Source organism: Micromonospora sp. NPDC005298 (assembly GCF_040607375.1).
Taxonomy (GTDB): Bacteria; Actinomycetota; Actinomycetes; order Mycobacteriales; family Micromonosporaceae; genus Micromonospora.
This window is the reverse complement of sequence record NZ_JBEXGP010000019.1, coordinates 1-13,082: the sequence shown is the minus strand read 5'-3', so window position 1 is coordinate 13,082 and position 13,082 is coordinate 1. Positions and strand designations below refer to the sequence as shown.

Here is a 13,082-nt window from a genome sequence, read left to right as displayed (position 1 = left end):
CATGGCGGCCCAGGTACGCGTTCTTCGTCAACGGATCCGCTCGGCGAAGTCGATGAAGAAGATCACCAAGGCGATGGAGCTCGTGGCGACGAGCCGGATCGCCAAGGCCCAGGCCCGGGTGCAGGCGTCCCTGCCGTACGCCCAGGCCATCACCGGTGTGCTCACGGCGCTGGCGTCCAACGCGCGGATCGACCACCCGCTGCTCACCCCGCGCGAGCGGGTGCGGCGGGCGGGCGTCCTGTTGGTCACCAGCGACCGTGGCCTGGCCGGCGGTTACAGCTCCAACGCGATCAGGATGGCCGAGTCGCTGATCGCGCGCCTCAGGTCGGACGGCAAGGAGCCGGTGCTCTACGTCATCGGGCGCAAGGGTGTCGGGTACTACCGGTTCCGTGACCGGCCGATCGAGGAGAACTGGACCGGGTTCAGCGAGCAGCCGTCGTTCGAGGACGCCCGTACCGTCGGTGAGACGTTGATCAAGGCGTTCACGGCTGGTGCGGACGACGTCGACGGTGGCGCCGGTGCGGACGGGGTGCTGGGTGTCGACGAGTTGCACATCGTCTACACCGAGTTCCACTCGCTGATGACGCAGACCCCGGTCACCAAGGTCATCGGTCCGATGCAGGTGGAGGACCGGCCGCGCTCCGAGGGGCTGCTGCCGGCGTACGAGTTCGAGCCGGAGGCGGAGGCGCTGCTCGACGCGCTCCTGCCGAGGTACATCAACACGCGGATCTACGCGGCGTTGATCGAGTCGGCGGCGAGTGAGTCGGCGTCGCGTCGGCGGGCGATGAAGAGTGCCACCGACAACGCCGAAGAGATGATCGACAAGTACACGCGTGAGATGAACTCGGCCCGGCAGGCCGGGATCACCCAGGAGATCAGCGAGATCGTCGGCGGCGCCAACGCGCTGGCCGCGTCGGGAAGTGAAGTGTGATGACTGCCCCAGTAGAGACCAAGACGGCCACGGGTCGCGTGGTCCGGGTCATCGGCCCGGTCGTCGACGCCGAGTTCCCGCGCGACGCCATGCCGGCCCTGTTCAACGCCCTCAACGTGAAGGTGAACCTGTCCGGCGGTGAGAAGACGCTGACCCTGGAGGTCGCCCAGCACCTGGGTGACAACCTGGTCCGCGCCATCTCGATGCAGCCGACGGACGGTCTGGTCCGTGGCGCGGAGGTGCAGGACCGCGGCGAGCCGATCACCGTTCCGGTGGGCGACGCGGTCAAGGGCCACGTGTTCAACGCGATCGGTGAGTGCCTCAACCTCACCGAGGGTGAGACCATCCAGGCCGACGACCGGTGGGGCATCCACCGCAAGGCCCCGGCCTTCGCCGACCTGGAGCCGAAGACGGAGATGCTGGAGACCGGCATCAAGGTCATCGACCTGCTCGCCCCGTACGTCAAGGGCGGCAAGATCGGCCTGTTCGGCGGCGCGGGTGTGGGCAAGACGGTGCTCATCCAGGAGATGATCACCCGTGTCGCCCGTAACTTCGGTGGTACGTCGGTGTTCGCCGGCGTGGGTGAGCGGACCCGTGAGGGCAACGACCTCATCGCCGAGATGACCGAGTCCGGCGTCATCGACAAGACCGCGCTGGTCTACGGCCAGATGGACGAGCCGCCGGGCACCCGTCTGCGGGTGGCGCTCTCCGCGCTGACCATGGCGGAGTACTTCCGGGACGTGAAGAAGCAGGAGGTGCTGCTCTTCATCGACAACATCTTCCGCTTCACCCAGGCGGGCTCGGAGGTCTCCACCCTGCTCGGTCGTATGCCGAGCGCGGTGGGCTACCAGCCGACCCTGGCCGACGAGATGGGCGAGCTCCAGGAGCGGATCACGTCCGTCCGGGGTCAGGCCATCACCTCGATGCAGGCGATCTACGTGCCGGCGGACGACTACACCGACCCCGCCCCGGCCACCACGTTCGCCCACCTCGACGCGACCACCAACCTGGAGCGGTCGATCTCCGACAAGGGCATCTACCCGGCCGTGGACCCGCTGGCGTCCTCGTCCCGGATCCTCGCCCCGGAGTTCGTCGGCCAGGAGCACTTCCAGGTCGCCACCGAGGTGAAGCGGATCCTGCAGCGCTACCGCGACCTGCAGGACATCATCGCCATCCTCGGTATCGAGGAGCTCTCCGAGGAAGACAAGATCACCGTGCAGCGCGCGCGGCGGATCGAGCGTTTCCTCTCGCAGAACACGTACGCCGCGGAGCAGTTCACCGGCGTGCCGGGCTCGACGGTCCCGATCAAGGAGACCATCGAGGCGTTCCGCAAGATCAGCGAGGGCGAGTACGACCACTTCCCCGAGCAGGCGTTCTTCATGTGCGGCGGTCTCGAGGACCTGGAGCGCAAGGCTGAGGAGCTGATGAAGGGCTGACCAGCCCCATCGGATTCGTCACCAAAAGACTGCCCCGGCAATGCCGGGGCAGTCTTTTGTTCATCTTCGCGCCCTATCATCGTCGCGGTCCGTTCCTCGCGGTCGTCGCTCGCGCGCCGGCCGAGCTACGGTCGTTCCGCGCGCTCACGTGAACGAGCGTTCATCTTGGCAACCTTTCGGCGACGTGCGCCCGTCTTCCCCACGTGGGCGTAACGAACGGAGATGCTCGTGGCTAAGGCCGGCAAGAGTGGCCGCAGGAAGTCCGTGTGGCGGGGCGTGCCACGCTGGGCCAGGATCTGCACGGTGTTCGGCGCCGTGCTGACCATGCTCAGTGGTACGGCACTGGTCGGCACCGAGATGCTGATGGCCCGCTACGAGGGCGCGGTCGGTAAGGCCGACCTCTTCGGCGACCAGGCGGCGGGCGCCAAGGAGAAGAAGAGCGACATCAAGGGCCCGCTCAACATCCTGCTGGTGGGCATCGACCCCCGTACGCCCACGGCGGCGCCGCTTGCCGACTCGATCATGATTCTGCACGTGCCGGCGTCGATGGACCGGGCGTATCTCTTCTCGCTGCCACGTGACCTCTACGTCGACATCCCCGCCTTCAAGAAGGCCAACTTCCACGGCGAGAAGACGAAGATCAACGCCGCGATGTCGTTCGGCAGCCGGGTGCCGGGGGCGAACCCCGACGCGGCCCGCGGCTTCGAGTTGCTGGCCACGACGGTGCAGAACGTGACAGGCATCAAGCGGTTCGACGCCGGCGCGATCATCAACTTCACCGGCTTCCAGAAGATCGTCGACGCCATGGGCGGCGTCGACATGTACGTCGAGCGCGAGGTGCGGTCCGAGCACAAGCAGCCGGACGGCAAGCCGCGCCCCGGCAACACCCGCGGCGAGGGCTACGTCGGGCCGCAGGCGGTCTACCCGAAGGGCACCCACCACCTCAAGGGGTGGCAGGCGCTGGACTACGTCCGGCAGCGTTACCCGAAGAACGGCGTCCCGGACGCCGACTACGGTCGGCAGCGCCACCAGCAGCAGTTCGTCAAGGCCATGGTGGGTCAGGCGTTCAGCGCCGACGTGGTCGCCAACCCGATCAAGCTCGACAAGGTGCTCCGCGCGGCCGGACAGTCGTTGATCTTCAACGGTCGGGGTAACAGTGTCGTCGACTTCGGCATCGCACTGAAGGACATCCGCCCCAACACCATCCAGATGATCAAGCTGCCCGGTGGGGGAGTGTTCGACGGTAAGAAGTACCTGGGTGAGCAGTTCCAGGACGGCGTACCCGACTTCTTCACGGCACTGCACAACGAGCAGCTCGACCCGTTCCTCCTGGAGCATCCGGAATTCCAGAACAAGACCAAGTAGCCGGTCGCTCTTTTCCCACCCGGCTGGGGAGTGCGCCGGAGTCACGGCTAGACTTTCGGCAATCCGCCGCCGCAGCAAGGAGACAGCGTGGCACAGCAGCTTCACGTCGAGCTCGTCGCCGTCGAGGAGAAGGTCTGGTCCGGTGACGCCGAGATGGTCGTCGCCCGCACGACCGAGGGTGAGCTCGGTGTCCTGCCGGGGCACGCTCCGCTGCTCGGCCAGCTCGCCGAGCCCGGCCAGGTCCGCATCAAGCTGGCCGGCGGTGAGCAGGTCGCCTACGAGGTGGCCGGTGGCTTCCTCTCGGTGAGCGCCGACGGCGTCACCGTGCTGGCCGAGAGCGCGACCCCGGTTTCCGCACCGAGCCGCTGAGCCATACCGGGGATGCAGATCGTCGAAGGGATCGGGATCGGCGTCGCCGTCATCCTCGTCGCACTCCTCGTCCTCTTCGTCAGGCGGGCCGTGGTCACCCGCAGCGGTGGCATCATCCGGCTCAGCGTCCGGGTCACCACAGTGCTCGACGGCCGTGGCTGGTCGCCCGGCTTTGGCCGGTTCGCCGGTGACGAACTGCGCTGGTATCGAATGTTCAGCTTCGCGCTGCGCCCCAAGCGGGTCCTCTCCCGCAAGGACCTCGCGGTCGAGCGCCGCCGTCTGCCCGAAGGGCAGGAACGGCTCTCCATGCCGGCCGACTGGGTGATCCTTCGCTGTACGAGTCACCACGCACCGGTGGAGATCGCCATGGCGCGGTCGACAGTGACCGGATTCCTATCCTGGCTCGAGGCCGCCCCTCCGGGGGCGGTCTCGCCGCGTATGGCCTCCCAGGACTGGCCGGCTGCCTGATCCGCCGTTCTCTGGTCGATGGTGGGGTTTGCGGGGGAGCCCGCCGGTGGTCTGTGGTTGCTCCTGGGGTTCCCCCGGAAACCCGTCTCGGGCGCGGTGCGTCGGTCTGGCGTTCTCTTTATCTTCCGCTGTTGTCGTCGGCGACCAGTTCTGCCTCGTAGCCCTGGTTGTCGGTGAGGTAGGCGGCGTAGGTGTCCGGGCCGCCGGCGTGTGGATGGCGGTCCGGGAAGAGCAGGCTCCAGCCGTACGCCGGGGCGGCCGCCACCAGCCGGTCCACGGCGGCCGGCGGGCCAGCGTGGAAGGCCAGGTGGTTCAGCCCCGGGGCGAGCCGGTCGTGGACCGCGCCGGAGAGCGCTGGCGACTGCTCCAGCACCAGGTAGGTCCCGCCCAGGCGCCAGGATCGGCCGGCCGGCCAGTCCTGGTGGGGTGTCCAGCCCAATTCGCCGAGGAGCCAGCCCCAACTACGCGTGGCCGCGCTGAGATCGGGAACCCACACCTCCACGTGGTGCAGGCCGCCGACGGTCAGCGCGTACCGCCCGGGACCCATAGCACATCTCCCGCCGGATTTGCCGTTCTTGACAGGATAAAGAGCAGATCGGAGAGCCGGTTGAGATACTTTGCCGGGAGCGGGCTGGTCCGGTCCGGATCGTGGCTGACCAGCGCCCACGCCGCTCGTTCCGCACGCCGGGCAGTGGTACGCGCCACGTGCAGCAGTGCCGCACCAGCGGTGCCGCCGGGGAGGATGAAGGAGTCGAGCTTGCTCAGGCGTGCGTTGTACTCGTCGCACCAGCCCTCCAGGCGCTCGACGTACTCCTCGGTGACCCGCAGTGGCGGGTACTTCGGGTCCGGCTCGACCGGGGTGGACAGGTCGGCGCCGACGTCGAACAGGTCGTTCTGCACCGACCCCAGCACGCCCCGCAGTTCCTCGTCGAGTTGCCCCAGGGCGATTGCGACACCGATCGCCGCGTTGCACTCGTCGACGTCGGCGTACGCGGCGATCCGCGGATCGGTCTTCGGTACCTGCTCGTTGTTGCTCAGCCTGGTCATGCCGGCGTCGCCGGCCTTGGTGTAGATGCGCGTGAGGTGGACGGCCATGACGCACAGCCTACGGATACCGGACCTGACGATCCCGGCGCGCCCGGACGCCACGACCGCCTGGCCGGCGGTGGTGGGTCCCGGCGATGCCGGCGATCCGGCGGTCAGCGACGTCGACGTCATCCGGGTACGGGGTGACGCGCGGCTGACCGGCACCGTGCACGTGGTCGGTGCCAAGAACTCGGCGTTGAAGTTGATGGCCGCCGCGCTGCTCGCTCCTGGTCGCAGCGTCATCACCAACGTTCCCCGGATCACCGACATCGCGATCATGGGTGAGGTGCTGCGCCGGCTGGGCTGCGAGGTCGAGTTCGACGCCGACGACCCGATCGACCCGATGGTCGCCCGAGGGGGCGTCGCCAGGTCCCGTTCGGTGACCATCGACGTGCCCGAGCAGCCGGGAGCGGACGCGGACTACGACCTGGTCCGCCGGCTGCGCGCGTCGATCTGCGTGCTCGGTCCCCTGCTGGCCCGCCGGGGGTTCGTGCGGGTGGCGCATCCGGGCGGTGACGCGATCGGCTCGCGTGGACTGGACATGCACATCTCCGGGCTGACCCGGATGGGGGCGGAGATCTCCGGTGAGCACGGGTTCGTCATCGCGTCCGCGCCGCACGGGCTGCGCGGGGCCGACATCGTGCTTGACTTCCCGAGCGTGGGCGCGACCGAGAACCTGGTGATGGCGGCGGTCCTCGCCCAGGGCACCACGATGATCGACAACGCGGCCCGGGAGCCGGAGATCGTCGACATCTGCACCATGCTCAACCAGATGGGCGCGCGGATCTCCGGCGCCGGCACGTCCACCCTGCGGATCACCGGTGTCGCCGGGCTGCGCCCGGTGCGCCACGCCACGGTGGGGGACCGGATCGTCGCCGGCACCTGGGCGTTCGGTGCGGCGATGACGCGGGGGGACGTCACGGTGACCGGTCTGGACCCGGCCTTCCTGGAGGTCGCGTTGGACAAGGTCGTCGCGGCCGGCGGCCTGGTGGAGACCCGCGGGGACGGCTTCCGGGTACGGATGGACGACCGGCCCCGCGCGGTGGACGTCGTGACGCTGCCGTACCCCGGCTTCGCCACCGACCTGCTGCCGATGGCGATCGGGCTGGCCGCGGTCAGCGACGGCGCCTCGCTGATCACCGAGAACATCTTCGATGGCCGGTTCATGTTCGCCAACGAGATGATGCGCCTCGGCGCGGACATCAAGACCGACGGGCACCACGCGGTGGTCCGGGGCCGGGACCGGTTGTCCGGCGCGCCGGTGCGGGCCACCGACATCCGCGCCGGCGCCGGGCTGATCATCGCCGGTCTCTGCGCGGACGGGGTCACCGAGGTCTCCCACGTGCACCACGTCGACCGGGGTTACCCGGACTTCGTGGCCGATCTGCGGGCGTTGGGGGTGGCGGTGGAGCGGGGCACCGCGCCGGAGGAACCGTCGGTGGAGATCTGACGCCGCAGCCACTTAGTCATCGTTCAGGCTCGCCGGCTAGGGTGCAGGAAGGCACTCATTCGCAGCGAGGGAGAAGTAGATGGCGGGTCGACTCGCGGTCGTCGGGGCCGGGCTGATGGGCTCCGGCATCGCCCAGGTGGCGGCGCAGGCGGGCTGGCAGGTGACGCTGCGCGACCTGGACGACGCGGCCACCACCCGGGGGCTCGGCGGCATCCGGAAGTCGCTCGAGAAGTTCGCCGAGAAGGGCAGGATCGAGGCGTCCGAGGTCGAGGCGACACTCGCCCGGATCACCTCGACCACCGACCTGGAGGCGGCGGCGGACGCGGACATCGTGGTCGAGGCGGTCTTCGAGCGGCTGGAGATCAAGCACGAGGTGTTCCGCGCGCTGGACAAGATCTGCAAGTCCGACGCGGTGCTCGCCACCAACACGTCGGCCATCCCGGTCACCCAGATCGCCGCGGTCACCGAGCGGCCCGAGGCCGTCGTCGGCACCCACTTCTTCTCCCCGGTGCCGATGATGCAGCTCTGCGAGCTGGTGCGCGGCTACAAGACCAGCGACGCCACGCTGGCCACCGTGCGGGCCTTCGCCGAGGAGATCGGCAAGACGGTCGTGGTGGTCAACCGGGACATCGCCGGCTTCGTCACCACCCGGCTGATCTCCGCCCTGGTGGTGGAGGCGGTCAAGCTCGTCGAGTCCGGCGTGGTGTCGGCCGAGGACCTGGACACGGCCTGCCGGCTGGGCTTCGGGCACGCCATGGGCCCGCTGGCCACCACCGACCTGACCGGCGTGGACGTGCTGCTGCACGCCTCGAAGAACATCTACACCGACACCGCCGACGAGAAGTTCTTCCCGCCGGAGCTGCTCCAGCGCATGGTCACGGCAGGCGACCTGGGCCGCAAGACCGGCAAGGGCTTCTACACGTACTGAGCGGGACATGGAAAGGGGGCGGGCGCACAGCGCCCGCCCCCTTTCTCCGTGTCAGCCGTCGCGCTTGGTGGTCCAGCGGAACGTGGTCAGGCAGACCACCAGGCCGATCACGCACCACAGGCCGAGCACCAGCGCCACCCGGCCCAGCTCGAACGAGCCGCCCGGCTCCTGGGCGCCGAAGCTCTCCGGCAGGAAGACCGCCCGCAGCCCCTGGCACATCCACTTGAGCGGGAACAGCGCCGCCACCTGCTGCATCCAGGTGGGCAGGTCGGTGAAGACGAAGAACACCCCGGAGATGAACTGGAGCACCAGGGCGACCGGGGTGACCACCGCCGAGCCGCTGCGGGCGCTGCGGGCCACCGACGAGATGGCGATGCCGCAGAGGGTGCACGCGGTCACGCCGAGCAGGGACACCCAACCGAAGGTGATCCACTTCCCGGCGGCGCCGGGCAGGTCGAGGTCGAACAGCGCCACCGCGAAGGCCAGCAGCAGTGCCGTCTCGGCGATGCCGATGACCACCACCATGATCACCTTGCCGGCGAACCAGACCCACTTCGGCATCGGCGTGCCCCGGTAGCGCTTGAGCACGCCCCGGTCCCGCTCGACCGGGATCCAGATGCCCAGGTTCTGGAAGCTCACAGTCATCAGGCCGGTCGCGATCATGCCGGTGATGAAGTACTGGGTGAACTTCACCCCGCCGCCGATCTCGCCATGGAAGATCGACGCGAAGATCAGGATCATGATGATGGGGAAGCCCATGGTGAAGACCACGGACTCCCGGCTGCGCAGGAACTGGGTGATCTCCAGCCGGCCCTGGCGCAGGGCGAGCGAGCCGGCACCCGGCCGTCGACCGCGGGGGGTGCTGACCGGCGTCGCCGGCTTCGTCGTGGTCGTCATCGCGCGTGTCCGATCATCGTGAGGTAGACGTCCTCCAGGGTCGGCCGGGTCACCGTGAGCCCGGGGACCTCGCCGCCGAAACGCGCGGCCAGGTCGGCCACCAGGGCCGCCGGCGTCGCGCTCTGCGCGCTCTCCCACGTCCCTTCCGGGGTACGCCAGGAGACCGTCGCGAGGGCCGCCTGCCGATTGCCCAGCAGGTTCGGGGCAGCGACCTCGACCAGCCGGCCGCCCGCGATCACACCGACCCGGTCGGCGAGGGTCTCGGCCTCGTCCAGATAGTGGGTGGTGAGCAAGATGGTGGTGCCGGCCGCGGCGAGGTCGCGGATCAACTCCCAGAACTCGCGGCGGGCCTCCGGGTCGAAACCGGTGGTCGGCTCGTCTAGGAAGAGCAGCTCGGGGCGGCCGATGATGCCCAGCGCCACGTCCAGGCGACGCTTCTGCCCGCCGGAGAGGGTGTGCGTCCGGGCCTTCGCCTTGCTGGCCAGCCCGACCCGCTCGATCACCTTGTCCGGGTCATCGGCAGGGGGATAGAAGCCGGCGAAGTGCCGAACCACCTCGGCAACGGTCAGCTCCTCGAACTCGCCGGTGCCCTGCAGCACGATGCCCACCCGGGACCGCCACCCCGCGTCGGCATGGGCCGGGTCCGTGCCGAGCACGCTGACCTCGCCCGCGTCGCGCCGGCGGTAGCCCTCCAGGATCTCCACCGTGGTGGTCTTGCCGGCGCCGTTGGGGCCGAGCAATGCGAACACCTCACCGCGCCGCACGTCGAGATCCACGCCCGCCACGGCCACGTTGTCGCCGTACGCCTTGCGCAGCCCTCGGACGGAGATGGCCAGCTCGTCATCCATGCCGTCCAGTGTGCGTCCTGGCAGCAACAGGCGGGTGCCCGGGGTGTGGCGGTCAGCGCCACCACGGGCACTTCGGACCAGGTCGTCCGCGACATGGGCCTGTGTGGTTTTCCACAACCCGTTTTACTGAACGGTAACTTAGACTCCGGCCATGGATGAGACGGCATACCCGGGGCGGCTGCCCGAGCGGGACCGCCCGTGGGTGATGCGCACCTACGCCGGTCACTCCTCGGCCACCGCGACCAACGCCCTCTTCCGCCGCAACCTGGCGAAGGGGCAGACCGGCCTCTCGGTCGCCTTCGACCTGCCCACCCAGACCGGGTACGACCCGGACCACGAACTGGCCACCGGCGAGGTCGGCCGGGTCGGCGTGCCGGTGGCGCACCTCGGCGACATGCGGGCGCTCTTCGACGGCCTCCCGCTCGCCGACACGAACACCTCGATGACCATCAACGCCCCGGCGATGTGGCTGCTCGCCCTCTACGGCACCGTGGCGGCGGAGCAGGGCGCCGACCTGGCCCGCTGCGCCGGCACCACGCAGAACGACATCATCAAGGAGTACCTGTCCCGGGGGACGTACATCTTCCCGCCGGCCGCGTCCCTGCGACTGACCGCCGACGTGGTCGCGTACACGCTGCGCGAGATGCCCCGGTGGAACCCGGTCAACATCTGCTCGTACCACCTCCAGGAGGCAGGCGCGACGCCCGTGCAGGAGGTCGGCTTCGCGCTGGCCACCGCCGTCGCCGTCCTCGACGCGGTCCGCGACTCCGGCCAGGTCCCCGCCGACCGGATGGGCGACGTGGTGCAGCGGATCTCGTTCTTCGTCAACTCCGGGGTGCGTTTCGTCGAGGAGATCGCCAAGATGCGCGCGTTCGGCGCGCTCTGGGACGAGATCACCCGGGACCGGTACGGCGTCACCGAGGCCCGGCAGCGCCGCTTCCGCTACGGCGTGCAGGTCAATTCGCTCGGCCTGACCGAGGCGCAGCCGGAGAACAACATCCAGCGCATCGTGCTGGAGATGCTCGGCGTGACGATGTCCCGCGACGCCCGCGCCCGCGCGGTGCAACTGCCCGCCTGGAACGAGGCGCTCGGCCTGCCCCGCCCCTGGGACCAGCAGTGGTCGCTGCGGATGCAGCAGGTCCTGGCGTACGAGTCTGACCTGCTCGAATATCCCGACCTCTTCGCCGGCTCGCACGTGATGACCGCGCTCGTCGACGAGATCGTCACCGGAGCCCGCGTCGAGCTGGACAAGGTGCTGGAGTTGGGCGGCGTGGTCGCCGCCGTGGAGACCGGCTACCTCAAGAGCGCGCTCGTCGCCTCGCTGGCCGAGCGCCGCCGCCGGATGGAGTCCGGCGCTGATGTGGTGGTCGGGGTCAACCGCTTCGCCGAGACCGAGCCGTCCCCGTTGACCGCGGCCGGCGCGGAGGCGGTCGAGCAGGTCGACCCGGCGGTCGAGGCCTCCGCCACGGACGCCGTACACCGGTGGCGTGCCGAACGGGACACCGCCGCGGTCGACGCGGCACTGACCCGACTCCGCGCGGACGCCGCGACCAGCACCAACCTGATGCCGGCCACCCTGGAGTGCGTGCGGGCCGGGGTGACCACCGGCGAGTGGGCCGGCGCGCTGCGCCAGGTCTTCGGCGAGTACCGGGCACCCACCGGCCTGGCCGGCGCCACCGGGACCGGCGGAGATCCGGGCCTCGCGGCGGTCCGTGAGCGGGTCACCGCCACCGCCCGGGAACTGGGCAGCGGGCGACTGCGGCTGCTGGTCGGCAAGCCCGGCCTGGACGGGCACTCGAACGGCGCCGAGCAGATCGCGGTACGCGCCCGCGACGCCGGCTTCGAGGTCGTCTACCAGGGCATCCGGCTGACCGCCGGGCAGATCGTGGCCGCCGCCGTCGAGGAGGACGTCGACCTGGTCGGGCTCTCCGTGCTGTCCGGCTCGCACCTCGCGGCCGTGCCGGCGGTGCTCGACGGTCTACGCGCCGCCGGCCGGGGAGACCTGCCGGTCGTGGTCGGCGGCATCATCCCCGCCGGCGACGCCGACACGCTGCGGGCCGCCGGAGTGGCCCGCGTCTTCACGCCGAAGGACTTCGCGCTCACCGGCATCATCGACGACCTGGTGACGGTCATCCGGCGGGCCAACGACCTGCCCTGAACCCGCTTCGCGGGTCAGCGACCGGAGTACGTCATGCAGTCGGCCATGTCGTTGTCCGGGCCGACCTTGATGGACGACGCGTGGCACTCCAACTGCTCGTTGTGCCGACAGTCGGAACGCTGGCAGGCGCCCACCTGGGCGATCAGGCTGTCCACCCCGCCCCGGACCGGCGACTCGACGAAGGTGTGGCAGTGCGCGTGATCCATGCTGCCGATCGTGATGGCGAAGGCGTGGCAGTCACCCGACTGGTTGTACGCACACGCCGCGACCACGCACTCCTGGACCCGGGGCATCTCCATCGCTGTCGTCATGCCGACCTCCTCTAGGCTCCTGTCTGATCCTAGGCATTTGTCGGTCTTACCTGCCGCGATATGTCCACCCGCCGATCGGCGGTACCCCGCCCGATCCGATGACCGTTGGCGTCGGGCCCAACGCGATTGCCCCGCTTCCACGCGCCTGGGATTCTGGGTCGTTCCGCCGCGCCAATGGCGTTTTCCCCTCCCCGGCCTCCGTGCGCCCGATCGGCGGGCACGCCTCGACACGACATGGCCGGTGTGGTTGGCGTCCCGGACGGCGCGATATCGGCGGTCTGGAGCGGATCTCCGCCTGGGCGCCTGGGGGGACCCGCCCCGCTCGTATCCTGCGGGGATTTGTCCGGTCTTGGGGTGTCTGGGCTGTGACCGGGCGCATCCGTGCGGCGGAATCATGGCGGGCCGGGGGTCGTTACATACCCTGACGATCGCAGGACCACGGCCGCTCGGCCCACCCTGCACGGGTGGGAATGGGAAGCCCGGCCCGGTCGTTGCAGACCCCCCAGGCGCCGCCTCGATGCGGGTGCCGCCGGCCCCGGAATGACCCCGGCCCGCCGGTCGTTACACACAGACCCCGGCACCGCCTCGATGCGGGTGCCGCCGGCCCGGAATCATCCCGGCCCCCGGGTCGTTACACACGGACCCGGCGCCGTGAGCCCCCCGGCTCGCAGGCCGCCGACCCCCTGATGACTTTTGTGCAGCGCCGGACGAGGTGCTCACACCCGCGCCGATCTTTTCCCCCGATGGTGTGGGTGTTTCCTACCCCCGAAGGAGCTACCCCCATGACCACGATCATCCGTAAGAGTGTGCTGTCCGTTGCTGGTCTGGCCTTCGC

Annotated in this window: 13 protein-coding genes; 8 read left to right on the top strand and 5 right to left on the bottom strand. The window is 69.7% G+C overall.

The window, feature by feature from the left end:
- Window position 1 precedes the first annotated feature (1 nt).
- The 5 genes from ABZS77_RS22705 (at window position 2) to ABZS77_RS22685 (ending at window position 4,569) form a co-directional block, all read left to right on the top strand.
- A complete protein-coding gene (locus ABZS77_RS22705) occupies window positions 2-931 on the top strand; it encodes a F0F1 ATP synthase subunit gamma (protein ID WP_354826089.1) in 930 nt (309 codons plus the stop codon).
- Window positions 931-2,367 (top strand): F0F1 ATP synthase subunit beta, encoded by a 1,437-nt coding sequence (gene atpD / locus ABZS77_RS22700; protein WP_139582683.1) that lies wholly within the window; start codon window positions 931-933, stop codon window positions 2,365-2,367. The genes ABZS77_RS22705 and atpD overlap by 1 nt, the downstream gene beginning before the upstream one ends.
- Before the next feature lie 222 nt (window positions 2,368-2,589).
- Window positions 2,590-3,732 (top strand): LCP family protein, encoded by a 1,143-nt coding sequence (locus ABZS77_RS22695; protein WP_354826086.1) that lies wholly within the window; start codon window positions 2,590-2,592, stop codon window positions 3,730-3,732.
- A gap of 87 nt (window positions 3,733-3,819) precedes the next feature.
- Entirely contained in the window at window positions 3,820-4,101 is a 282-nt protein-coding gene (locus tag ABZS77_RS22690) for a F0F1 ATP synthase subunit epsilon (RefSeq protein WP_151491389.1), read from the top strand.
- A 12-nt stretch (window positions 4,102-4,113) separates the two neighbouring features.
- Window positions 4,114-4,569 (top strand): DUF2550 domain-containing protein, encoded by a 456-nt coding sequence (locus tag ABZS77_RS22685; protein ID WP_354826083.1) that lies wholly within the window; start codon window positions 4,114-4,116, stop codon window positions 4,567-4,569.
- A gap of 118 nt (window positions 4,570-4,687) precedes the next feature.
- Here ABZS77_RS22685 and ABZS77_RS22680 read toward each other — a convergent pair whose 3' ends face one another.
- Together ABZS77_RS22680 and ABZS77_RS22675 are read right to left on the bottom strand one after the other, a co-directional pair.
- Window positions 4,688-5,116 carry a VOC family protein gene (locus tag ABZS77_RS22680; protein WP_354826080.1) on the bottom strand — a complete coding sequence of 143 codons (429 nt, stop codon included), beginning with the start codon at window positions 5,114-5,116 and terminating at the stop codon, window positions 4,688-4,690.
- Window positions 5,092-5,664, bottom strand: a complete 573-nt coding sequence (locus ABZS77_RS22675) for a cob(I)yrinic acid a,c-diamide adenosyltransferase (RefSeq protein WP_354826077.1) — start codon at window positions 5,662-5,664, stop codon at window positions 5,092-5,094. Before ABZS77_RS22675 ends, ABZS77_RS22680 begins: the two co-directional genes overlap by 25 nt.
- Between ABZS77_RS22675 and murA the strand changes: the two genes are divergently transcribed.
- Together murA and ABZS77_RS22665 are read left to right on the top strand one after the other, a co-directional pair.
- Window positions 5,663-7,105, top strand: a complete 1,443-nt coding sequence (gene murA / locus ABZS77_RS22670; RefSeq protein ID WP_354826074.1) for a UDP-N-acetylglucosamine 1-carboxyvinyltransferase — start codon at window positions 5,663-5,665, stop codon at window positions 7,103-7,105. The genes ABZS77_RS22675 and murA overlap by 2 nt on opposite strands.
- A gap of 79 nt (window positions 7,106-7,184) precedes the next feature.
- Window positions 7,185-8,033: a 3-hydroxyacyl-CoA dehydrogenase family protein gene (locus tag ABZS77_RS22665; RefSeq protein WP_354826071.1), complete on the top strand. Its 849-nt coding sequence runs from the start codon at window positions 7,185-7,187 to the stop codon at window positions 8,031-8,033.
- Between the two features lie 51 nt (window positions 8,034-8,084).
- On the opposite strand, the gene ABZS77_RS22660 is transcribed toward ABZS77_RS22665, so the two are convergent.
- Both ABZS77_RS22660 and ABZS77_RS22655 read right to left on the bottom strand, forming a co-directional pair.
- Window positions 8,085-8,930, bottom strand: coding sequence for an ABC transporter permease (locus ABZS77_RS22660; RefSeq protein WP_354826068.1), 846 nt, complete (start codon window positions 8,928-8,930; stop codon window positions 8,085-8,087).
- The gene (locus ABZS77_RS22655; protein WP_354826065.1) at window positions 8,927-9,778 is read right to left on the bottom strand and encodes an ABC transporter ATP-binding protein; all 852 of its coding nucleotides are present in this window, start codon (window positions 9,776-9,778) and stop codon (window positions 8,927-8,929) included. Before ABZS77_RS22655 ends, ABZS77_RS22660 begins: the two co-directional genes overlap by 4 nt.
- 151 nt (window positions 9,779-9,929) lie before the next feature.
- On the opposite strand from ABZS77_RS22655, the gene ABZS77_RS22650 reads away from it, so the two are divergent.
- Window positions 9,930-11,936, top strand: a complete 2,007-nt coding sequence (locus ABZS77_RS22650; protein WP_354826063.1) for a protein meaA — start codon at window positions 9,930-9,932, stop codon at window positions 11,934-11,936.
- 14 nt (window positions 11,937-11,950) lie between these two features.
- Here ABZS77_RS22650 and ABZS77_RS22645 read toward each other — a convergent pair whose 3' ends face one another.
- Entirely contained in the window at window positions 11,951-12,247 is a 297-nt protein-coding gene (locus ABZS77_RS22645; protein WP_354826060.1) for a DUF1540 domain-containing protein, read from the bottom strand.
- Between the last annotated feature and the right edge of the window lie 835 nt (window positions 12,248-13,082).

What these genes read in the sequence shown, in the direction of transcription:
- ABZS77_RS22645 (WP_354826060.1), bottom strand. Translation starts at nt 12,247, where the DNA reads ATGACGACAGCGATGGAGATGCCCCGGGTCCAGGAGTGCGTGGTCGCG.
- ABZS77_RS22655 (WP_354826065.1), bottom strand. Translation starts at nt 9,778, where the DNA reads ATGGATGACGAGCTGGCCATCTCCGTCCGAGGGCTGCGCAAGGCGTAC.
- ABZS77_RS22660 (WP_354826068.1), bottom strand. Translation starts at nt 8,930, where the DNA reads ATGACGACCACGACGAAGCCGGCGACGCCGGTCAGCACCCCCCGCGGT.
- ABZS77_RS22695 (WP_354826086.1), top strand. Translation starts at nt 2,590, where the DNA reads ATGCTCGTGGCTAAGGCCGGCAAGAGTGGCCGCAGGAAGTCCGTGTGG.
- ABZS77_RS22685 (WP_354826083.1), top strand. Translation starts at nt 4,114, where the DNA reads ATGCAGATCGTCGAAGGGATCGGGATCGGCGTCGCCGTCATCCTCGTC.
- ABZS77_RS22650 (WP_354826063.1), top strand. Translation starts at nt 9,930, where the DNA reads ATGGATGAGACGGCATACCCGGGGCGGCTGCCCGAGCGGGACCGCCCG.
- ABZS77_RS22680 (WP_354826080.1), bottom strand. Translation starts at nt 5,116, where the DNA reads ATGGGTCCCGGGCGGTACGCGCTGACCGTCGGCGGCCTGCACCACGTG.
- ABZS77_RS22705 (WP_354826089.1), top strand. Translation starts at nt 2, where the DNA reads ATGGCGGCCCAGGTACGCGTTCTTCGTCAACGGATCCGCTCGGCGAAG.
- ABZS77_RS22675 (WP_354826077.1), bottom strand. Translation starts at nt 5,664, where the DNA reads ATGGCCGTCCACCTCACGCGCATCTACACCAAGGCCGGCGACGCCGGC.
- murA (WP_354826074.1), top strand. Translation starts at nt 5,663, where the DNA reads ATGACGCACAGCCTACGGATACCGGACCTGACGATCCCGGCGCGCCCG.
- atpD (WP_139582683.1), top strand. Translation starts at nt 931, where the DNA reads ATGACTGCCCCAGTAGAGACCAAGACGGCCACGGGTCGCGTGGTCCGG.
- ABZS77_RS22665 (WP_354826071.1), top strand. Translation starts at nt 7,185, where the DNA reads ATGGCGGGTCGACTCGCGGTCGTCGGGGCCGGGCTGATGGGCTCCGGC.